This is a genomic window from Erythrobacter sp. YT30 (assembly GCF_001542875.1).
Lineage (GTDB): Bacteria > Pseudomonadota > Alphaproteobacteria > Sphingomonadales > Sphingomonadaceae > Erythrobacter.
Window position 1 is genome coordinate 936,292 of the sequence record NZ_LMAF01000002.1, and the last position, 19,013, is coordinate 955,304.

The window sequence follows — 19,013 nt, forward strand, 5'->3', positions numbered from 1 at the left end:
TTAAAAGCTTAGAGTCCGGGCAAATTGCCCTGTGCCGCCTGTTCGCGCAGATAATCCTCTTCAAATGCGCGCCGCGGATCGCTCAATTCCCGCTGCGGCGGTAAACTTTCGCCTTGGTTGGGTTCGATTGCGGCGGCAGGCTGAGCCTCCGGCGCATATGTCCGCCAAATGATGCCAGCAGTATCGTCAGACACCAGCAGTGAGCCATCTCCCGCCCATTCGACCCATGTCGGACGCCCCTTGGTCGTGCCATCGTCGTTCAGAAAACCTGTGAGGACCGGGACCGGCTTTCCCTCGGGGTTCCCACGTCCATCAAAGGCGACATAAACCACATCATATCCAGAAGGAGGCTTGCGATTCCACGAACCGTGCCGCGCAATGAATGCACCGCTCGACAGATTTTCACCCATAGTGTGACCTTCCGCCGAAAAGACCAATCCTAGGGCGGCAACATGTGGACCAAGCGCAAACTCTGGGTTGCGTGTGTACTCCATCAGGAATTGAGGCATTGGTGCCTCAACTCGGCGATCAATGTTGTCCTTGTAATAGAGCCAAGGCCAGCCGTACTGAGCGCCGACCGGAACATTTGTAAGGTAATCGGGAACGAGATCTGAGCCGAGCATGTCGCGCTCATTCACCGTAGTCCATAGCTCACCACTCCAAGGACTGAAATCGAGACCGTTTGGATTGCGCAGACCCGCTGCATATTGACGCGGCTCTCCCGTCTCGATGTTGTATTCCCAAATCATCGCGCGGCCGTCTTCGATCGCCATGCCGGATTCGCCGATATTGCTGACAGATCCGACCGCAATGTAGAGCCTGCCTCCGTCTGGATGGATCTCCATGTTGCGCATCCAGTGGCCGCCGCCTGGTGGCAGGTCCATGAGTTTGCGCGCCTTCGATGTCACCGCATCGGCGCCGAGCTCATAATCGAAAGCCAGCACCGCATCGTGGTTGGCGATGTAGAGGGTGTTGTCACCCCAACTAATCCCGGACGGTGAATCCAGCCCTTCAGTGAGGATAACTTGCTGAATTTCTGCGGTTCCATCCCCATCTGCATCGCGCAAGAGCACAAGTTCATTGGGGGATTCGCCTGCAGCGCCGGCTTCGGAAAAGAGGTAACTCGCGACCCATCCACGAATTGTATCCATGAACCCGCCTTCGCCATCGTCTTCGGCAGCAGGCGCCCGGGTGAGCGTCACCAGAACATCGCCATTGGGAAGGGCGTAGAGCACGCGGGGGTGGTCCAATCCTTCTGCAAAGCGATTGACGGCAAGACCCTCTGCCGCCTTCGGCGCATCGCCAGCTTCCCAGCCAACAGGCTTTGCAATCTGCACGGTCGGGAAGGCTTCTGCATCCGGCTCTTGCAATGTCGGATCAGTGCCTGCGACTTCATCGACCGATAAATCCGCTGTGTCGCCGCGGGTTAGAAAATACAGTCCGACCCCAGCCAAAGCGACGAGGACGAGGAGAGAGATTGAAACTTTGCGAAGTGTTGTCATGACATGAGCGATAGAGAGCGTTGCCACTTGCGGCAATATGCGAAGGACTGCATGAGCGACGAAAGACAGGCTATCCGCGTGAAAGGGCCACATTCGATCCATGTATGATTTCCAACCCGACACCGCTCTTAAGCCTGAAGAGCTGTATCGGCAGCTAGCCGAAGCAGCGGATGCGCTGACGCGTGATGAACCTGATCCCGTTGCGAACATGGCCAATGTTGCAGCGTTAATCTGGGAATTCGTACCCGATTTGAACTGGGCGGGATTTTACCGTGTTGGAACTGCGTTGAAAGGCGGCCAAGAGCTCATCCTTGGGCCGTTTGTCGGCCGCCCGGCATGCATTCGCATTCCTTTGGGCCAGGGCGTGTGCGGCGCTGCTGCAAAAACCGGCGAAAGCCAAAGGGTTGAAGACGTTCATACCTTTCCCGGCCATATCGCCTGCGACACGGCAAGCCAGTCCGAACTCGTCGTACCGGTATTACGCGATGGCGAAGTAATAGCGGTCATTGATCTCGACAGCCCGAGAAAAGGCCGATTTGGCCCGCACGATGCTGAAGGTATTGAACAATTGGCTTTGGTTCTAATCAATCGGATCTAGTCAATCCTTAGAAACGGCGCTTCCGTTTTGTAACAATGTGTCAACGGCCCGAAAAGGTACAGAGCCCGATCAGGGATTAGGCGCCACAACTATGTGATGGTAAACATCAAGTTAACTAAACACGGCAGCGATGAGGTGCGAGTCGCATACATACACGCAGCTCCGGCCAGGATTGGAGAGGGGTATAACCATGCTGAATTTGGCGTCTTTTCGGGGAATTTTGGGCGTTTCGGGCGCAGTTCTTGCGGCCAGCCTGTCATCTGGAGCGGTGGCACAGTCTCTACCGGTAAACACGCCAAGACCAGCTGCAACAACGCAGCCGCCTGCACAATTGCCAGCTGAAACGGTTGAAACGACCACCGGTCCAGATGGCGTGGAAACAATCACTCGCACTCGGCGCATCCCGGCACGGGCCGGGACAGAGCAGACCCAAGTGTATAGGAATACGCAATATCCCGGGGCAGGCTACCAGGCGTATCCTCCACAAGGCTACGCACCCGCGCCATCACCTGCAGCAGTCGTTGTTGGGCGCGAACAATGGATTAATGAATGTCGTCGCCGCACTGCCGGTCGATCAGATAAAGATCGCAACCAAGTTATCGGAGGCCTACTTGGCGCTACCGTTGGCGGCCTTGCTGGCAACAGGATCGCGAATGGAGAGCGTCTTGCAGGAACGCTGATCGGTGCGGGCGCAGGAGGTGTTGCAGGCGCAGCGATTGGAAATACTATTGATGGCGATGATGAGGACCGCGCTTACGATTGCGAAGCGGCGCTGGAAAACTACCTGTCCCAATATTCAGCCCATGCCGGCCGGATTGCAGCGCGGACCATTCCTGCTAGCTCACCCTATATCAGCTATGCGCCTCAGAGCTATAACCCCTACCAAGCGCCGGTTTATCAAGGATATGGCTACCCGCAGCCCTCACAAGTTGTTTGGGTTCCAATCGAAGTGGAACAGCAACAGCGCGTCGTCGTGCGGGAAACAGTGCGCGAAGAGGGTCTTGCGGGGAGGCGCATCATTCCAGCGCCACAACGGGTGCAAGTGCCTGCGAACTCCAAACCTGTCCGAGAATGAGAGAATTACGGCACTAAAGTGCGCCGCCTTCTCAGATATCGCCGCCCGTAAGTCGCTGACAAACCAGATCTAATTGATCTAGCGTGGTGTAACGGATTGTGATCGATCCGCTTCGAGGATCAGCATCAGACTTGATCAGCACTGGCAGCCCCAGGAACTCTTCGAGATGGTTCTGGACCGCTTCAATATCGGCATTTTGCCCTGATTCAGCGGCGAACTGCTCACCACCGCCTGACTTCGAGGTCGGTTTTGCCGGCTTGCGCACGAGCTTCTCAACCTCACGGACCGAGAGATTGTCATTCACCGCTCGCTTGGCGAGATCGGCTGCAGCATCATGTCCAATCAAGGCTCGAGCATGGCCCATCGATAGCTGGCCTGCTTCGACAAGGTCCAAAACCGCGTCGGGTAGGTTTAGAAGGCGCTGAATATTCGCGACGTGGCTGCGCGATTTTTCCACCATCCGAGCGATGTCGGCCTGCGTCATATCTTCATCGTCAGCAAGCTTTTGATACGCGCGCGCTTCTTCTACGGGGTTCAAGTCTTCGCGCTGCAAGTTCTCAATGAGAGCAAGCGCCATTACTTCGCGATCGTCTAGCTCGCGAACAAGCGCAGGAATTTCATGAAGACGCGCTTTTTGCGCTGCTCGCCAGCGTCTTTCACCGGCAACCAGTTGAAAAGACCCTTTTTTTGTAGGCCTGACGATGATTGGTTGAATAACTCCGCGCGTCGCAATCGAGGATGCCAACTCTTCCAAAGCGGTTTCGTCAAAATGCTTGCGAGGGTTGCCGGGCAGAGGCGTGATTGAGGCGATGCTCAACATTTTCAGCGGCGATGATTGATCGCTCGAAGCATCAGCCGCACTCAAAGCTTCAGAAGATACTGTAGTGGTCGCCTCTACGTTTGCGCGCGCCAGTGGCTCTTCGCGCTGGGTTTCACCCAGAAGTGCGCCCAACCCCTTGCCCAGCTTCTTCTTCCGGGCCGCAGCGCTTCGTTGCGGTACAGAGAATTCAATGTCTTGAGTGGACTTCTTGCTCACGCTGCCTGCCTTTCATCCGGGAAACGCCCGATTAATTCACGTGCCAATGCGATATAAGCCCTGCTGCCGACACACGAATGATCATAGACCAGAGCCGGAAGACCGTGACTTGGCGCCTCTGACAGGCGGACATTGCGCGGTATTACCGTCTCGAAAACGAGCTGCCCCAGGCAATCACGCACATCGTCAGACACTTGGTCCGTCAATCGATTGCGGCGATCATACATGGTCAATGCGACACCAATGATATCGAGCGAAGGATTGAAGAGCTGGCGCACCTTCTCAACCGTCTGAAGAAGTTGACTTAGCCCCTCCAGCGCAAAGAATTCGCATTGGAGCGGCACCAGGAGCGTGTCTGCGGCACACAGGGCATTGAGCGTCAGAAGCCCCAGGGATGGGGGACAATCGACAAAACAAATGTCATGTTCGGTGTGGTTGGCCAAAGCACTGCGCAGCCGTGCTGTGCGTTCCTCAACGGAAACCAGCTCCACTTCAGCACCGCTCAAATCAACAGTTGCGGGGACGATATCGAGCCCAGGGATGCTTGTTCCAACAATCGCCTCTTTCAAAGGCACACTGTCAACGAGCAAATCGTAGCTCGACATATCGCGATCGGCTGCAGTTACACCCATACCGGTCGAAGCATTTCCTTGCGGATCAAGGTCAATCAGCAACGTCCGCCAGCCCGTTGCTGCCATCGCAGTGGCGATATTTATCGCCGTGGTGGTTTTTCCAACACCACCCTTTTGGTTCGCAATCGCGATGGTTAGCATGAATCTCTCTTCCAATCGGAGTGGTTTGACGGGTTCTTTCGCTTTTCGCGCCCTACTTGCTCACAATGATTCCAGCTTCCGGATCGGTCAATGATTGTTTCACGTGAAACATGGTCCGAATCGATCTCTTCTGCTCCTCCAATTCGTGCGCTGCGGAGCGTCCCTTCGGCAAGAGGTAGCGCGTCGCCTTTGTGGAGAAGGGTGCGGATAACCGGAGGAGCTTTTCCAGAGGAGCAAATGCACGGGCAGATATGACGCTGGCGGAAAATGGATCGATGCGCTCCAGACGCTCTCCCCTCACCCTGCAAACGGTTAACCCAAGATCTCCGATGCAATGTTCAAGAAACTCAACCCGCCTCGCACGAGATTCGACGAAAAGAAACCGCGATTCAGGTTTAAGGATCGCAATGACGAGGCCGGGGAAGCCGGCGCCCGTCCCTAAATCAAGCCACGGCTTCTCAATAGAACAGCGTGTTTCACGTGGAACATATTCGAGCAATTGCGCGCTGTCCGCAAAGTGACGCTGCCATAATTGCGACTCTGAAGGCTTGCTTATCAGATTTTGACGCCTGTTCTCGCTCAGCAGGAGCGAGGCGAAACGATCAAGCCGCTCCATACCTTTCGCATCAGTCCATTGAGCACAGTACGCACGTGCCTCATTCTCGTTCGTGATCAATTTGTCTCTGGTCACGCGGCGCGCTGGCCTTTGCCCTTTGATCCAGCTTGGACCCGGCGCGCATGCACTAGCAAGGCAGAGAGCGCCGCAGGGGTTATCCCAGCTACGCGACCAGCAGCAGCCAAGTTCGCCGGAGCTGCAGCGGTAAGCCGCTCAACCATCTCATGCGACAAGCCCGGGACTTGATCATAACCAAAATTGGCCGCGAGAGGGAGCGCTTCGCTTGCTCGCAAATCGCGCAACTCCGCTTCCTGACGTGCGAGATAGGGAGCATATGCTGCATCCTCCGCCATTTCTTCGGCGAGAATTGGGTCAAGAGCGACAACATCTCCCAGCCAAGGGTCAAGATCTGAAAGCCCAATGCCATCATGCCTCAGCCAATCGCAAAGCTCTTTGCTCCCCCCATCTCGGCGAACATTCAAACCGTGATCGGCCAGTTCGGTTGCTTGGACCTGCTTTGACAGGACTTCATTTAAATGAACCCGGTTTTCCTCACGCTTTTCGTACCAATCAGCACGTTCTCGCCCAACACAACCCGCTTCGAGCCCCATGGGTGTGAGGCGAGTGGACGCGTTATTGGCACGCAAGCGCAGTCTGTATTCAGCGCGCGCGGTGAGCATTCTGTAGGGCTCGCTTACGCCTTGCAGTGTCAGATCGTCAATCATCACAGCGATATATGAATTTGCGCGATCGAGAGCGGGCGCGGGACGACCAGTGACTGCCGCCGCTGCCTCCAGACCAGCAATGAGACCCTGAGCAGCTGCCTCTTCATACCCTGTTGTTCCGTTAATTTGCCCCGCACAATACAAACCCGGGATCGCGCGCAACTGTAAATCAGAAGTGAGCGCGCGCGGATCAATATGGTCGTACTCGACCGCATATCCTGGTTCGACGATCTTGACCGTCGCAAGGCCTGGCATCAGCCGCAGCATTGCGTCCTGAACATCAACCGGAAGGCTGGTGCTGATCCCGTTAGGATAGACAATATGCGTGGTGAGACCTTCAGGCTCAAGGAAAACCTGATGGCCGTCCCGATCACCAAAACGGTGAATCTTGTCCTCAATCGACGGACAATAGCGCGGCCCAGCAGCACCAATTGCGCCCGAGAAGAGAGGTGATCGATCCAGATTGGCGCGAATGATATCATGCGCTGCCTGCGTTGTGCGGGTAATGGCGCAGAAGACTTGCGGATTTTTGCGCCCTCCAGTGAGTGGCGACATGGTCCAACACTCGTCATCTGACTGCTGCTCATCGAGCTGTGACCAATCAATCGTTCGACCATCAAGACGCGGCGGTGTTCCCGTCTTAAGGCGCGCCATTGGCAAGTCTGCACCGCGCAATTGCTCAGCGAGACGAGTTGCAGCATTCTCGCCTATGCGCCCCCCTCCGAAGCGCTCCTCTCCGCGGTAGAGCACACCTCCTAGAAAGGTGCCCGTACACAGGACTATCTTAGGTGCTGAAAGTAACGTGCCATCTGCCAGTTCAAGACCAGCGACCGAGCCACACTTAAGCGTGAGCGCAGCAGCCTCGCCCTCTATCAAAGTCAGATTGGTCTGGGAGCGGACTGCCCGCTGCACATACGCCTTGAAACGGGTCCGATCAGCTTGAATGCGGGGGCCCCAAACAGCGCTTCCCTTCGACCTGTTGAGCATACGGTAGTGGATGGCGCCTGCATCAGCCGCGCGACCCAAGACGCCGTCAAGCGCGTCAACTTCTCGCACCAAGTGGCCCTTACCAAGGCCTCCGATGGCTGGATTACAGCTCATCGCGCCAATCGCAGTAAGGTCAAAACTCACCAATCCGGTGCGCACACCCATGCGCGCAGCAGCCATAGCTGCTTCAACTCCGGCATGACCGCCGCCAATCACCAAAACATCGAATTCGTGCATATGAGGCGAAATAGGAGCTTCGCTTGAGAACGTCAAAGCTGTTTCACGTGAAACATCAAAGAGAGTGAGAGGAAGCTACTTTCCGATGCAAAAGCGTCCGAATAGCGCGTCGAGCATGTCTTCGGTTGTGGCCCGTCCGACTATTTGATCAAAACCAAGACGAGCTCTGCGCAGCTCCTCTGCAATCAGTAGTGGGTCGTTCTGATTCTGTATGGCCCCGAGCACCTCTGCCACGCGACCTAGGATGTTATGCTGGCGCTCATTTAATGCAGCTTCTCCCGGTTTGGGGAGGATGGTTCGTGCTTGCTTGACCAAGGCTATCTTTAGCTCAGTGATACCCTCACCGGTCTTCGCTGATAGCGAGTATACAGAACCTGACTTTGGCTCATATTCTGGCGCATCAAGCCTCGGTGCAACCTCCCAAGCATATTCTGGCCCCTCACCCTCGTCGCCTAGCCACAACACGATATCTGCTTTAATGAGTTCCGCGTTGGCACGCTCTATCCCAATCACTTCGACGGCATCTGCACTGTCCGAACGCAAGCCTGCCGTGTCGATAAACACAAACGGGACGCCGGATATTGCTACGCCGCGTTCAATCACATCACGGGTTGTGCCCGCAATGGGAGACGTAATCGCCGCTTCGCTCTCAACAAGCGCATTAAATAGGGTCGATTTGCCTGCATTGGGTGGACCTGCAAGAACAACACGAACCCCGGCACCAAGGCGACTTGACCGCGGGCGCGCAAGCCATCGGTCTAACTCGGCAGCCAATTCGCCGATGTTTCCCGTGAAACCATCGGGCAAAGCATCCACATCATCCTCATCCGAAAAATCCAACGCCGCTTCGATTTGGGCCGAAGCATTAAGGACCCTGTCGCGCCATTCTTCAACTTGGCGTGATAGGCTGCCGCTCGCATTGGCTATGGCAGCCGCACGCTGCAGCTCGGTTTCCGCAGCGAGTAGATCGGCAAGCCCCTCCGCTTCGGCCAAATCAATCCGACCATTGGCAAAAGCTCTTCGGGTGAACTCGCCGGGCTCTGCGGGGCGCAGTCCTTCGATTTTCGACAAGGCAGCTTCGACGGATGCGAGCACTGCCCTACCCCCGTGGCAATGGAGCTCAACGCAATCCTCGCCGGTTGCATTGCTAGGCCCCGGCAGCCACAAAACGAGCGCCTCATCCAAGATTTGACCTCCTGCATCACGTAATTTGGCGAGTGAAGAGCGGCGTGGCTCAAACTGTTTTTTGGTCAGTTTTTGCAATGCAAGCGCCGCCGCCGGACCACTTACGCGAATAACGCCGATCGCAGCCGGGGGTGATCCGCTGGACACCGCAAATATAGTCGCATTGCCTGCGCTCATATGATCTTGGACCCAGCGAGAATGCCCGAGGTTGCTTATTCGTCCGGTTCGCTATCCGTCTTTGACTTTCGCGATGAACTTGATGGAGAGCCCGATCCAGATGCGGTCCGCATTCCCCCTTCGACGAAACTTTGAAACAGCTTCATTCCCATTTGGCCCATAGGTGCCAAACGCTCAGCGTATTCCTGCAATTGATCAGGGCTACTCACGCCCTTCATGGCCTTCGCAATATTATCGACGTAGACCGAATTCGCCTGGCTCACATCCGGTAGTCCCATAAAGGTGCGCGCCTCTTCCGGAGTGCATTCGATTTCTACGTTGATCTTCATGGGACTGGCCCCTCTCGTTGCATACGAGGCCTATTTGGGGCTGTGGGGCGCTTTGTGCAACAAGTCACAATCACGCATGTGGCGAGAAAGCGAGAATCTCAGTCTGTTTACGATGCAGCAGGCTGACTGAGGAAGTCTCTAATAATACTGTCCAAGCCGCTAGGCACATCGCGACCTGCCTGTTCAGCAATTTCAGCCAAGATGGCATCGTTAGAAGTCGATCGAAGTCTGCGCATTGACCATTTGGAGAAGGCCGAATGGGCGATCTGCTCATCGAGTACAACCGTGCAATCGCAGTGCCGATTGTCGCTCTGGATTACGCCATAAAGAGCCGAGATTTGGTCTGCTGGACCTTCAAGGAGCTGCAGAAAGCGGCGGTTCGAGTATAGCAGGAAGCCACTGAGACCAATGTCGCCATTCTTGCGAGCAGACTGAGAGACAATCCGAAAGAGATCGCCTTCGGCAAAATCCGCCGTAGCAACACTGGTGTATACCAATCGTCTCATACCTTACCCGCATAGAGCTATGCTTATAAAGAATGCTTAATCGACAGGTACACTAATCTCCTTTCAATCGAATGCGCCTTGCATTCAATTGAGGACGGCGAAATTCATAATGATGCGCCGCGTTTCGTTATCCAGCCCTTTTGGCAGATCACGATCGAGCATTTTTTTCCGGTCCTCAATGCTTTGCGCTATCAAGACCCGTTTCATTGCCCAATTGGGGCACGCCCGATCATCTATGGTACGGCGATCTAGCACCGAAATGCCGGTATGCCTTGGATCGTGTGTAATCCGTACCATCAGCGATATGAGCTCAGCCTCTTCCCCCTCCAGCAATTGGAGAAAATTGCGCCCATTGTAGAGCAACAGCCCGGTAATACCCTTCTCAGGATTGTTGCGCGCGCTTGTCTGGAGGATCGACTCCACCTCTTCACGCGAAAGGCTCGGCGCGGTGCTGATATATAGATACTGACTTAGCATGATGTCGTCCGTCCCCCGGAAACTCTTATAGCTGAGTTTTTCGGTTCCTTACATCACTGGTTCATCGTGTCGAAGAAATCTTCGTTGGTCTTGGAGTCCTTCATCTTGTCGAGGAGGAATTCCATAGCATCTACGGTTCCCATCTGCATAAGGATGCGGCGCAACACCCACATCTTAGAAAGCTTGTCCTTCTCAACCAGCAGCTCTTCTTTACGTGTGCCTGATTTCCCAACATCGAGAGCGGGGAAGATACGCTTGTCTGAGACCTTGCGATCAAGCACGATTTCTGAGTTACCGGTGCCTTTGAACTCTTCAAAGATCACTTCATCCATGCGGCTACCGGTATCAATCAGCGCGGTGGCGATGATGGACAGCGATCCACCCTCTTCGATATTACGGGCTGCACCAAAGAAGCGCTTTGGCCGCTGCAGAGCGTTTGCATCGACACCGCCGGTAAGAACCTTACCAGAGCTTGGCACGACGGTGTTGTAGGCGCGGCCAAGACGGGTGATCGAATCGAGCAGGATTACAACATCATTCTTGTGCTCGACCAGGCGCTTAGCCTTTTCAATAACCATTTCAGCCACTTGAACGTGACGATTGGCTGGCTCGTCAAAGGTTGACGAGATCACCTCACCTTTAACGCTGCGCTGCATATCGGTCACTTCTTCCGGACGTTCGTCAACGAGAAGAACCAACAGAAATACTTCGGGATGGTTGTCGGTGATTGCCTTGGCAATATTCTGCAGCAGCACGGTTTTACCAGTGCGCGGCGGTGCCACGATCAGTGCGCGCTGGCCTTTGCCCTGCGGTGAGACGATATCAATCACGCGCGCCGACTTGTCCTTTACGGTGGGGTCAAGCGTATCGAGATTGAGTTTCTCCTCTGGATAAAGCGGCGTAAGGTTGTCGAAATTTGTACGCATCCGAACCGCGGAAGGATCTTCAAAGTTGACGGTCGCGAGGCTCGTGAGAGCAAAGTACCGCTCGCCTTCTTTGGGTGCACGGATCTCACCTTCGACAGTGTCGCCTGTGCGCAGGCCCCACTTGCGGATCTGATTGGGGGAGACGTAAATGTCATCCGGCCCGGCCAGATAGTTCGCCTCTGGTGAGCGGAGAAAACCAAAGCCATCTTGCAGCACTTCAATCGTGCCGATGCCCATGATCTTTTCTTCGTATTCTTCATCTTCAGCCAGCTCGCGCAGGATGCTGAACAGCAGGTCCTGCCGGCGCATTGTCGATGCGCCTTCGACGCCCAGCTCTTCGGCCATGGCAACCAGTTCGGCCGGTGCTTTAATCTTTAAGTCTTTGAGGTGCATTGTATTTGTAGTCCGATAATCGAGAATTGGCCGGGCCGTCAGTGCCACCGTTGAGAATTAGTGGTGCCCTTATCTAATCAAAGAATTGGGGCTGGGCTTGGAGAAAGCAGACGAAGCCGCACGACTTGTACAGCTAATCCGGAGTGATGGTCGCTAAGTACGGTGCGCAAGGATCAAGGTCAATGCGCGCGGATGCCAGAATTTGCAAAAAACCGCAGATCAGAATGGACGCACGTAAACCAGCAAGACAATCAGCACCAATAAGAGCCCAGGCACTTCGCCAATCATCCGAAGCGTCTTTTCCGACAAGGGCCTTTCACCGCGCGCCATTTTCTTGGTCTGTGCTACCAGCCAGCCGTGATAGCCGCTTAAGATAACCACCAAGGTGATCTTTGCATGAAGCCACCCTGCTCCAGTGAAAGCGTTGAGGCCAAAAGCCAATATCAGGCCCAAGACCCACACGATGATGAGGCTTGGTGTAAGAATGATCTTGCGCAGTTTCCCCATGCGATCTGCCCATTTGGCCTCTCCCGCCGAGCCTGGCTCATGATCGAGCATGTAGATGCACTGGCGCGGCAGCATGAACAGGCCCGCAAGCCAGAAGACCATGAAAACGACGTGGCCGACTTTCAGCCACGGATAAACGTAAGGAAAAATCGCATCCATGGTGCAGGATTATCCTCTCAATGTCGCAAGCAATTGCTCGACATGGGCAATCGGCGTGAATTGGCCGATACCGTGGCCAAGATTAAAGACATGCGGACGATCCTCAAACGCCTCGATGATGGTTTTCACGCGCTTTGGCAGCATCGGACCGCCAGCTTCAACCAACAATGGATCAAGATTGCCCTGAACCGGCATCCCAGAAGGCAGGGAAGCATGCACAGAGGCCGGATCAAGTGTTTCGTCGAGCCCAACTGCATCCACACCCGTCTCACGCGCATAGGCGGCCAATTTGGAGCCTGCGCCTTTTGGAAAACCGATTACCGGCGTATCAGGATGAGATTGCTTTAACGCTGCGGTGATTTTGGCATTCGGTGCCACTACCCAGCGTTCAAATTCATCTGGAGCAAGGCTTCCTGCCCAACTGTCAAACAACTGAACTGCTTCCGCGCCTGCATCGATTTGCCCGCGCAGATAGCCAATCGTGACATCGATAATCGCATCAAGGATTGCCTGCATACGCTCAGGATCCTTGTAGGCCAGCAAACGGGCAGGCCCCTGATCTTTTGAGCCTTCTCCAGCGATCATATAGGTCGCAACTGTCCAAGGTGATCCCGCAAAACCCAGCAGCGTCACGTCATCGCTGATAAGGCCGCGAGTAAGACGCAAAGTCTCATAAATCGGTTCGAAACGATCAGGAGCTGCGGTAAAATCTGCAAGCTCTGCTTCCATCAATGTAGGGCTTAACTTCGGTCCTTCGCCAGCCAAAAACTCAAGACCCTGACCCATCGCATGGGGCACAATCAGAATATCGGAGAACAGGATTGCACCATCAAAGCCGAACCGGCGAATGGGCTGAACAGTAATCTCAGCCGCGGCTTCGCTATCGTAAACTAGTTCAAGAAACCCGCCTTTCTCTGCCCTAAGCTCACGATATTCAGGAAGGTACCGACCAGCCTGCCGCATAAGCCAAACTGGCGGTACGGCTTGGCGTTTTCCCTTTAAAGTGTCGAGCAATGGGCCCGGCATAGTCCCTCCTATAAACAATAAATATTATATTAATAAGTTTGATGGTGATTGTTGGCCCTGTGGAAACCGGGAATTACCAGCCCCCTGCCCGATTTCGGGGAAAGTGCAAAGGAAATTGACTCTTGGCGAATCCGCAACCGAACTGAGTCAAGCGAGACCTATCCCCAGTGTTCCCAGCCTGTCGAAAAAGCTCCCGTCATGTCGACAATCGCCAATAGAGAAGCCCTGACAATGGGTATGAAATCCCCTCCCCTGCTTGTCGACGGTTTCCTCCCGTGGTTTATGCCTAGGGGTTTCCACAGCCCCTCGCCTTCGTCTTCTCTTCATATGCCAGATCGCCTCTCATGAACCGTATCAACCTTCATCTCGTCTCGGATTCAACCGGCGAAACGCTGGAAATGATCGCGAAGGCGGCATTGGCGCAATTCGATGATCCTGATGTCAGCCGCCATTTCTGGCCAATGGTGCGTTCAAAACAGCATCTGGATCGGATCGTGCCCGACTTGGCCGATAATCCGGGGCTCGTGCTTTACACGCTGGTCAATCCCGAAAGCCGCAAACGGTTGGAAGAGCATTGCCGCCACTTGGGTCTGCCAGCTGTTCCCGTTCTCGATCAAGTAACCGCTGTTCTGGAATCGCAATTGGGCCAAGAGGCGCATGGGCGCCCAGGTCGCCAACACTCAATGGATGATGCATATTTCAAGCGGGTGGATGCTATCCAATATACGATCGCGCACGATGACGGCGTAGGGCATGATGATTGGGAAGAGGCTGATATCGTGCTCGCGGGCGTTTCGAGAAGCTCCAAAACGCCAACGTCGATCTATCTCGCCAATCGCGGGTACAAGACGGCGAATATCCCGCTTGTCGTGGAAAGCCCTCCGCCCAAAGCACTGTTCGGATTGCGCAATCCGCTTGTCGTGGGGCTCACAACAGCGCCAGAGCGGTTGGTACAGATCCGCCGCAATCGTCTTTTGTCACTCAATGAGGGCACCGAAACCGCCTATGTCGATAATGAGCGGGTGAAGAGCGAGCTGCAATTTGCTCGGCGCATGTTTGCCGACAATGGCTGGCCGGTGATCGACGTCACGCGCCGATCGATTGAGGAGAGCGCCGCGGCCATCATTCGCTTGGTGCAAGAGCGCAAACGCCGCGACAAGCCAGTCGACGGGGTGGCAAAACCGATATGAGCGCGCCCCATCTCATCCTCGCCTCAAAATCCGCATCACGCCGAGCGATGTTGGATGCAGCAGGCGTCACATACGAAGCAATCCCAGCCGATATTGATGAAAGAGCGGTGGAAGCCGGCCTTGAAGGAGCATCGCCGCCTGACGTCGCCGAGGCTTTGAGCGTTGCCAAGGCTGCAGCTCGCGCGCCCGATCATCCAGAGGCGCTGGTTTTGGGCAGCGACAGTCTGGTCGTTGTTGATGGAAAGAGGTTCGACAAGCCCAACTCACGCGAAAATGCTGCGGAGCATTTGCGCTTCTTTTCGGGCAAGCCGATTGAGCTTCACAGCGCTGCCGCGCTTGTGCGCGGCAATACGTGCGAGTGGAGCCACGCATCGCGCGCTTTGCTGCATGTTCGCGAGTTATCTGACGACTTTATTGAAGACTATCTTGAGAAGGAATGGCCCGAAGTTGGCCACACCGTCGGGGTATTTCGGATCGAAGCGAGAGGCGTCCAGCTGTTCGAGACAATCGAAGGCGACCAGTTCACCGTGCTTGGAATGCCTCTTTTGCCATTGCTCGAGGCGTTGCGCGAACATGGCGTGTTGCTGCGATGAGCGACGTCGATGAAGTGCCTTATGCAGAGGTGATTGGTGATCCGATCAGCCAGTCGAAATCGCCGGTCATTCATGGCTTCTGGATCGAACGCCTTGGATTGAAAGCCAGTTATGGGGCACGCCGGGTAACAAACGAGACCCTTCCGGAATACATCGCGACTTCGCGGGGAAACGCCAATTGGCAGGGCTGCAATATCACCATGCCATTGAAAGAAGCCGTCATCCCTCTGCTTGACGATTTGGATCCCGTGGCGAAGGCTATTGGCGCGGTGAACACTGTGTATCGAGAAGCTGACGGCAAACTTGTCGGGACCAACACCGATGCCGGTGGATTTCTTGAACCACTTCTGGGCATTCTCGATAAGCAACACCTTTTTCGGATGGCCCGCATTATCGGCAATGGCGGTGCAGCGCGCGCAATTGTGGCAGCTCTCGTAGAAAACGGCTTCACGTTGGTCCTTGCTGCACGCAATGTCGGGAAAGCCCGCAATCTGCTTGCAGAGCTGGCGCCTGATGGTGAACACTACACAGCACCGCTCGCTCATTTTGCCGAGGCAACCGACTTCCCCTTTGATGATCGAAAGGGATGTCTCGATCTCATCGTCAACGCATCGCCGCTGGGGATGAAGGGCAATCCGCCCCTGCTTTTTGATTGGAGCCACGCACCACCCGGCAGCATAGTCTACGATATTGTAACAAGCCCTGCCGAGACGCAGTTCTTGGAAGCTGCCAGCAAAGCAGGCTGCCAAACAATATCAGGTCTTGCCATGCTGGTTGGGCAGGCAGCTATTGCGTTTGAAAAGTTCTTCGGTGTTCAGCCGCCGCGGGACTGTGATGAGCAATTACTGGATTTGCTGCGAACATGAGCTCTGACCACAAATCACATAAGCCACTGATGCTGGGCCTCACCGGGTCGATCGGCATGGGTAAATCAACCGTCGCTGCCATGTTTGAAAAAGCTGGCGTGCCCGTGTTTGACGCTGATGCAGAAGTTCGCGCGATGCAGGGGCCTGATGGAGAACTGATCCCTGCAATCGAAGCTGCTTTCCCCGGATCAACAGACAGTATGGGCGTCGATCGAGAAAAGCTGGGCGCTCTGGTTTTTGGTGACAAGGAAAAGCTCGCCGCGCTTGAAGCGATCGTTCATCCGGCCGTTGCGGCTAAACGTCTCAAATTTTTGAATAGCAATGCTGATGCCGCAATGCTTCTCTTTGATATCCCGCTTCTCTTTGAACGGGGCGGAGAAGAAGGCTTCGATGCAGTGATTGTCGTTTCAGCCCCTCCTGAAACTCAACGTGAGCGGGTTTTGGCCCGACCAGGTATGACGCCAGAGAAATTCGAGCACATTCTCTCGCTTCAAGTGCCCGATTCAGAAAAACGGGAGCGAGGCGATCACATCATCGATACCTCAACCACCTTGGCCGAAACAAAGGCTCAAGTTGGGGCTTTGGTCGAACAACTGCTCGCAAAGGATCGGATATGATGCGTTTTTTAGCGAGCGTATCGGTGATGGCCCCCTTGCGCTGCGCATCGCTTGGGTGAATAACACTGCTAATGCGTGAAGTGGTATTTGACACTGAGACAACCGGCCTTGATCCTAAAACGGGTGATCGGATGGTTGAAATTGGCTGTGTCGAGATGATCGGCAGAGTGGAAACCGGAAAAACGTTCCACGCTTATTACAATCCCGAACGCGATATGCCTTCCGCTGCTGAAGCGGTGCATGGTTTGTCGTCAAATTTTCTGTCGGCAAAGCCCCTTTTCTCAGAGGGCGCTGATGATTTGCTTGAATTTCTGGGCGATGCGCCGCTGGTTGCGCACAATGCCGGCTTTGATTTTGGCTTTTTGAACGCTGAGCTGGAACGAATTGGCCGCGAACCGATTTCGCTGGATCGGATGGTCGATACGGTCGCGATCGCGCGCAAGAAACACCCGGGAGCAAAGGCATCCCTTGATGCGCTGTGCACCCGTTACGGGATCGATCGCAGTCACCGGGTGAAGCACGGCGCACTGTTGGATGCTGAACTTCTTGCGCAGGTTTATGTTGAGCTCACCGGCGGGCGTCAGATCGGCCTCGAATTGGCTGGCGAAATGGATTCCGCAGACAATGCATCCGCAGGGCATTCTGATGCGACCGGATTGCCCAAATCAGACCCGGCAACAAGGCGCGAACCGCGCCCACACGCCGCTTCGGCCGAAGAGCTTTCCCGGCATGCAGCCTTTGTCGAGACAATGAAGGATGCGATCTGGGTGCGTTAATTATCGGATTTTGATCGAAGGCCACAGGCACGGCCGTTTTTTGGAGGACCGGTAGAGATGGATATCAGAGTTTCAGGACATCAAGTCGAAACCGGAACGGCATTGCAGGAACACGCTTCTGAAAGGCTAGGCGGGATTGTCGAGAAGCACTTTGACCGTGCAATTTCATCGCATGTCACGTTCGGAAAAGGGCCAGCAGGCGGTTTTTCCTGCGATATCGTGACCCATGTGAACCAGGGTATGATCCTGAAAGCACAAGGACATGCGCATGACGCGCATCAGGCACTCGATCAAACGGCTGCTAAAATCGAAAAACAATTGCGGCGCTACAAACGGCGCTTAACGGACCGACACGAACGCGCCGCTTTTGCCCGTGCCGAAGAAGAAGCTGCTTATACAATTCTGGCAGCTGATGAGCCCGAAGAGGAAGTTGTGAGCGATGCACCACCTGTCATCGCTGAAACCAGCGTCGATGTTCCCACAGCAACTGTCGCCGATGCCGTAATGATGCTCGATTTGCGCGATACTCCCGCCTTGTTTTTCAAAAACGCTGGCACTGAAAGGCATAATATGGTTTATCGCCGCGCAGACGGTTCGATCGGTTGGGTTGAGCCACGTTAGGATCTTGGGAACGTCATTGCGGTAGGTCCGCATAGCGCCAAAAAAGATCCAGCTCACACAGATAAGCTTCAGGCAGAGCGCATCCGCACTCTGACGAAATTGGCCGTTGTGTGAGTTAAAGGCTCCTGCCAAGGGGCTGATTTTGAACGAATTTGGGATAGAAATGGACGTCAATATCACATTGGTTGCGGAAGCCGTTTCGAGCGCTCGCCTCGCCAATAAGCATCAAGTGATCGACAAGCTCGCTGAATTGCTGGCCGAGGTTTATGACCTCAAGGCTGAGGAAATCAGCGAAGGGCTTGAGCAGCGCGAGGCCCTGGGAAGCACTGGTTTTGGCAAAGGGATTGCGATTCCTCATTGCCGCAGTGCCGATGTCCGGCGCCCGACGCTCGCTGTGCTCAAGCTCGAGGAGCCGATCGATTTCGGCGCTGCTGATGCCATGCCTGTCTCGCTGTTCTTTGCGCTGGTTTCGCCAGAGAATGCCGGGGCGACCCATTTGCACGCGCTTGCCGCCATATCGCGGATCACCAGGGACGATTCGCGGCTGCAAAAAATGCATGACGCACCCGATGGCGACGCACTTTTTGCGATTTTGACCAACCAGTTCCTGCGTGATGCCGCCTGATTTGCCGGATAACGGTGCTGTGACAAAAGGCGCTGAAACACACTATAGAGCGCTCGAGCGTCTGTATGCCTCTGCGCCGGTGAATGAGAAGTTTGCCTCGAAACTGGAAATCACCGGCGAAGGATTGTCGCGTCTTGTTTTCGAGATAACAGAGGACGTTTATCACGCGGCGGGCGCTGCGCACGGGACGATCTATTTCAAAATGCTCGATGACGCGGCTTTTTATGCAGCGAACACCCTTGCGACAGATCGGTTTTTGCTCACAACCAGCTTCAACCTTCATTTTACCAAGCCGGTGAAGGCCGGAAAAGTGGTGGCAGAAGGGCGCTGGGTAAGCGGGAAACGCCGAGTTTTTGTCGCCGAATCGCGCCTTATCGATGAAGAGGGCGATGAAATTGGCCGCGGGACGGGCACATTCATGCGTTCCCGCATACCCCTATCAAGCCTCGACGGGTACGCTGCTGCGCCGACGGAACAGAAGCGGTGAAAGG

22 protein-coding genes are annotated in these 19,013 nt (G+C 55.0%); 10 read left to right on the forward strand and 12 right to left on the reverse strand.

Translation table 11 applies throughout. The features are described 5' to 3' along the window. Positions 1–8 precede the first annotated feature (8 nt). A complete protein-coding gene (locus AUC45_RS09080) occupies positions 9–1,604 on the reverse strand; it encodes a sorbosone dehydrogenase family protein (RefSeq protein WP_233998642.1) in 1,596 nt (531 codons plus the stop codon). Here AUC45_RS09080 and AUC45_RS09085 point away from each other — a divergent pair. Together AUC45_RS09085 and AUC45_RS09090 are read left to right on the forward strand one after the other, a co-directional pair. Continuing rightward, positions 1,603–2,100 (forward strand): GAF domain-containing protein, encoded by a 498-nt coding sequence (locus tag AUC45_RS09085; RefSeq protein ID WP_067601358.1) that lies wholly within the window; start codon positions 1,603–1,605, stop codon positions 2,098–2,100. The two genes, AUC45_RS09080 and AUC45_RS09085, sit on opposite strands and share 2 nt — an antisense overlap. Positions 2,101–2,290: 190 nt before the next feature. Then, positions 2,291–3,175: a glycine zipper 2TM domain-containing protein gene (locus tag AUC45_RS09090; protein WP_067601360.1), complete on the forward strand. Its 885-nt coding sequence runs from the start codon at positions 2,291–2,293 to the stop codon at positions 3,173–3,175. A 31-nt stretch (positions 3,176–3,206) separates the two neighbouring features. Here AUC45_RS09090 and AUC45_RS09095 read toward each other — a convergent pair whose 3' ends face one another. The 11 genes from AUC45_RS09095 to hemE form a co-directional block, all read right to left on the reverse strand. Continuing rightward, complete coding sequence (locus AUC45_RS09095) at positions 3,207–4,211, reverse strand: ParB/RepB/Spo0J family partition protein (protein WP_082701065.1); 1,005 nt, start codon at positions 4,209–4,211, stop codon at positions 3,207–3,209. Then, positions 4,208–4,984 carry a ParA family protein gene (locus AUC45_RS09100; RefSeq protein WP_067601362.1) on the reverse strand — a complete coding sequence of 259 codons (777 nt, stop codon included), beginning with the start codon at positions 4,982–4,984 and terminating at the stop codon, positions 4,208–4,210. The genes AUC45_RS09095 and AUC45_RS09100 overlap by 4 nt, the downstream gene beginning before the upstream one ends. Before the next feature lie 52 nt (positions 4,985–5,036). After that, positions 5,037–5,600 carry a 16S rRNA (guanine(527)-N(7))-methyltransferase RsmG gene (gene rsmG, locus AUC45_RS09105; protein WP_156423801.1) on the reverse strand — a complete coding sequence of 188 codons (564 nt, stop codon included), beginning with the start codon at positions 5,598–5,600 and terminating at the stop codon, positions 5,037–5,039. 71 nt (positions 5,601–5,671) lie between these two features. Continuing rightward, a complete protein-coding gene (gene mnmG / locus AUC45_RS09110) occupies positions 5,672–7,549 on the reverse strand; it encodes a tRNA uridine-5-carboxymethylaminomethyl(34) synthesis enzyme MnmG (RefSeq protein WP_067601364.1) in 1,878 nt (625 codons plus the stop codon). A gap of 75 nt (positions 7,550–7,624) precedes the next feature. Further along, positions 7,625–8,911, reverse strand: a complete 1,287-nt coding sequence (gene mnmE, locus AUC45_RS09115; RefSeq protein ID WP_067601367.1) for a tRNA uridine-5-carboxymethylaminomethyl(34) synthesis GTPase MnmE — start codon at positions 8,909–8,911, stop codon at positions 7,625–7,627. A 35-nt stretch (positions 8,912–8,946) separates the two neighbouring features. Further along, positions 8,947–9,240, reverse strand: a complete 294-nt coding sequence (locus AUC45_RS09120) for a DUF6489 family protein (protein WP_067601369.1) — start codon at positions 9,238–9,240, stop codon at positions 8,947–8,949. A gap of 107 nt (positions 9,241–9,347) precedes the next feature. Further along, positions 9,348–9,746 (reverse strand): BLUF domain-containing protein, encoded by a 399-nt coding sequence (locus AUC45_RS09125; protein ID WP_067601372.1) that lies wholly within the window; start codon positions 9,744–9,746, stop codon positions 9,348–9,350. Between the two features lie 84 nt (positions 9,747–9,830). Beyond that, entirely contained in the window at positions 9,831–10,223 is a 393-nt protein-coding gene (locus AUC45_RS09130) for a BLUF domain-containing protein (RefSeq protein WP_067601374.1), read from the reverse strand. Positions 10,224–10,276: 53 nt separating this feature from the next. Beyond that, positions 10,277–11,542, reverse strand: coding sequence for a transcription termination factor Rho (gene rho / locus AUC45_RS09135; RefSeq protein ID WP_067601376.1), 1,266 nt, complete (start codon positions 11,540–11,542; stop codon positions 10,277–10,279). Positions 11,543–11,761: 219 nt separating this feature from the next. Beyond that, the gene (locus AUC45_RS09140; RefSeq protein WP_067601379.1) at positions 11,762–12,208 is read right to left on the reverse strand and encodes a CopD family protein; all 447 of its coding nucleotides are present in this window, start codon (positions 12,206–12,208) and stop codon (positions 11,762–11,764) included. A 9-nt stretch (positions 12,209–12,217) separates the two neighbouring features. Further along, positions 12,218–13,234 carry a uroporphyrinogen decarboxylase gene (gene hemE, locus AUC45_RS09145; protein ID WP_067601381.1) on the reverse strand — a complete coding sequence of 339 codons (1,017 nt, stop codon included), beginning with the start codon at positions 13,232–13,234 and terminating at the stop codon, positions 12,218–12,220. Positions 13,235–13,578: 344 nt separating this feature from the next. On the opposite strand from hemE, the gene AUC45_RS09150 reads away from it, so the two are divergent. The 8 genes from AUC45_RS09150 (at position 13,579) to AUC45_RS09185 (ending at position 19,009) form a co-directional block, all read left to right on the forward strand. After that, a complete protein-coding gene (locus AUC45_RS09150) occupies positions 13,579–14,424 on the forward strand; it encodes a pyruvate, water dikinase regulatory protein (protein ID WP_067601383.1) in 846 nt (281 codons plus the stop codon). Further along, positions 14,421–15,017 (forward strand): nucleoside triphosphate pyrophosphatase, encoded by a 597-nt coding sequence (locus tag AUC45_RS09155; RefSeq protein ID WP_067601386.1) that lies wholly within the window; start codon positions 14,421–14,423, stop codon positions 15,015–15,017. Before AUC45_RS09150 ends, AUC45_RS09155 begins: the two co-directional genes overlap by 4 nt. Continuing rightward, the gene (gene aroE, locus AUC45_RS09160; protein WP_067601387.1) at positions 15,014–15,883 is read left to right on the forward strand and encodes a shikimate dehydrogenase; all 870 of its coding nucleotides are present in this window, start codon (positions 15,014–15,016) and stop codon (positions 15,881–15,883) included. The genes AUC45_RS09155 and aroE overlap by 4 nt, the downstream gene beginning before the upstream one ends. Beyond that, the gene (gene coaE, locus AUC45_RS09165; RefSeq protein ID WP_067601388.1) at positions 15,880–16,500 is read left to right on the forward strand and encodes a dephospho-CoA kinase; all 621 of its coding nucleotides are present in this window, start codon (positions 15,880–15,882) and stop codon (positions 16,498–16,500) included. The genes aroE and coaE overlap by 4 nt, the downstream gene beginning before the upstream one ends. A 71-nt stretch (positions 16,501–16,571) precedes the next feature. Further along, positions 16,572–17,276, forward strand: a complete 705-nt coding sequence (gene dnaQ, locus AUC45_RS09170) for a DNA polymerase III subunit epsilon (RefSeq protein WP_067601391.1) — start codon at positions 16,572–16,574, stop codon at positions 17,274–17,276. A gap of 57 nt (positions 17,277–17,333) precedes the next feature. Further along, on the forward strand, positions 17,334–17,897 hold the full coding sequence (hpf, locus tag AUC45_RS09175; RefSeq protein WP_067601395.1) for a ribosome hibernation-promoting factor, HPF/YfiA family: 564 nt from the start codon (positions 17,334–17,336) through the stop codon (positions 17,895–17,897). Positions 17,898–18,039: 142 nt separating this feature from the next. Beyond that, positions 18,040–18,522, forward strand: coding sequence for a PTS sugar transporter subunit IIA (locus tag AUC45_RS09180; RefSeq protein WP_233998644.1), 483 nt, complete (start codon positions 18,040–18,042; stop codon positions 18,520–18,522). Next, entirely contained in the window at positions 18,512–19,009 is a 498-nt protein-coding gene (locus tag AUC45_RS09185) for a PaaI family thioesterase (RefSeq protein ID WP_067601401.1), read from the forward strand. Before AUC45_RS09180 ends, AUC45_RS09185 begins: the two co-directional genes overlap by 11 nt. Positions 19,010–19,013: the final 4 nt, after the last annotated feature.

Excerpts from the sequence above, each read along its gene's own strand:
- AUC45_RS09185 (WP_067601401.1), top strand. The coding sequence starts at position 18,512 with ATGCCGCCTGATTTGCCGGATAACGGTGCTGTGACAAAAGGCGCTGAA.
- coaE (WP_067601388.1), top strand. The coding sequence starts at position 15,880 with ATGAGCTCTGACCACAAATCACATAAGCCACTGATGCTGGGCCTCACC.
- aroE (WP_067601387.1), top strand. The coding sequence starts at position 15,014 with ATGAGCGACGTCGATGAAGTGCCTTATGCAGAGGTGATTGGTGATCCG.
- AUC45_RS09150 (WP_067601383.1), top strand. The coding sequence starts at position 13,579 with ATGAACCGTATCAACCTTCATCTCGTCTCGGATTCAACCGGCGAAACG.
- AUC45_RS09080 (WP_233998642.1), bottom strand. The coding sequence starts at position 1,604 with ATGGATCGAATGTGGCCCTTTCACGCGGATAGCCTGTCTTTCGTCGCT.
- hpf (WP_067601395.1), top strand. The coding sequence starts at position 17,334 with ATGGATATCAGAGTTTCAGGACATCAAGTCGAAACCGGAACGGCATTG.
- mnmG (WP_067601364.1), bottom strand. The coding sequence starts at position 7,549 with ATGCACGAATTCGATGTTTTGGTGATTGGCGGCGGTCATGCCGGAGTT.
- AUC45_RS09120 (WP_067601369.1), bottom strand. The coding sequence starts at position 9,240 with ATGAAGATCAACGTAGAAATCGAATGCACTCCGGAAGAGGCGCGCACC.
- rho (WP_067601376.1), bottom strand. The coding sequence starts at position 11,542 with ATGCACCTCAAAGACTTAAAGATTAAAGCACCGGCCGAACTGGTTGCC.
- rsmG (WP_156423801.1), bottom strand. The coding sequence starts at position 5,600 with ATGGAGCGGCTTGATCGTTTCGCCTCGCTCCTGCTGAGCGAGAACAGG.
- AUC45_RS09100 (WP_067601362.1), bottom strand. The coding sequence starts at position 4,984 with ATGCTAACCATCGCGATTGCGAACCAAAAGGGTGGTGTTGGAAAAACC.
- AUC45_RS09155 (WP_067601386.1), top strand. The coding sequence starts at position 14,421 with ATGAGCGCGCCCCATCTCATCCTCGCCTCAAAATCCGCATCACGCCGA.
- AUC45_RS09140 (WP_067601379.1), bottom strand. The coding sequence starts at position 12,208 with ATGGATGCGATTTTTCCTTACGTTTATCCGTGGCTGAAAGTCGGCCAC.
- dnaQ (WP_067601391.1), top strand. The coding sequence starts at position 16,572 with ATGCGTGAAGTGGTATTTGACACTGAGACAACCGGCCTTGATCCTAAA.
- mnmE (WP_067601367.1), bottom strand. The coding sequence starts at position 8,911 with ATGAGCGCAGGCAATGCGACTATATTTGCGGTGTCCAGCGGATCACCC.
- AUC45_RS09130 (WP_067601374.1), bottom strand. The coding sequence starts at position 10,223 with ATGCTAAGTCAGTATCTATATATCAGCACCGCGCCGAGCCTTTCGCGT.
- AUC45_RS09125 (WP_067601372.1), bottom strand. The coding sequence starts at position 9,746 with ATGAGACGATTGGTATACACCAGTGTTGCTACGGCGGATTTTGCCGAA.
- AUC45_RS09085 (WP_067601358.1), top strand. The coding sequence starts at position 1,603 with ATGTATGATTTCCAACCCGACACCGCTCTTAAGCCTGAAGAGCTGTAT.
- hemE (WP_067601381.1), bottom strand. The coding sequence starts at position 13,234 with ATGCCGGGCCCATTGCTCGACACTTTAAAGGGAAAACGCCAAGCCGTA.
- AUC45_RS09090 (WP_067601360.1), top strand. The coding sequence starts at position 2,291 with ATGCTGAATTTGGCGTCTTTTCGGGGAATTTTGGGCGTTTCGGGCGCA.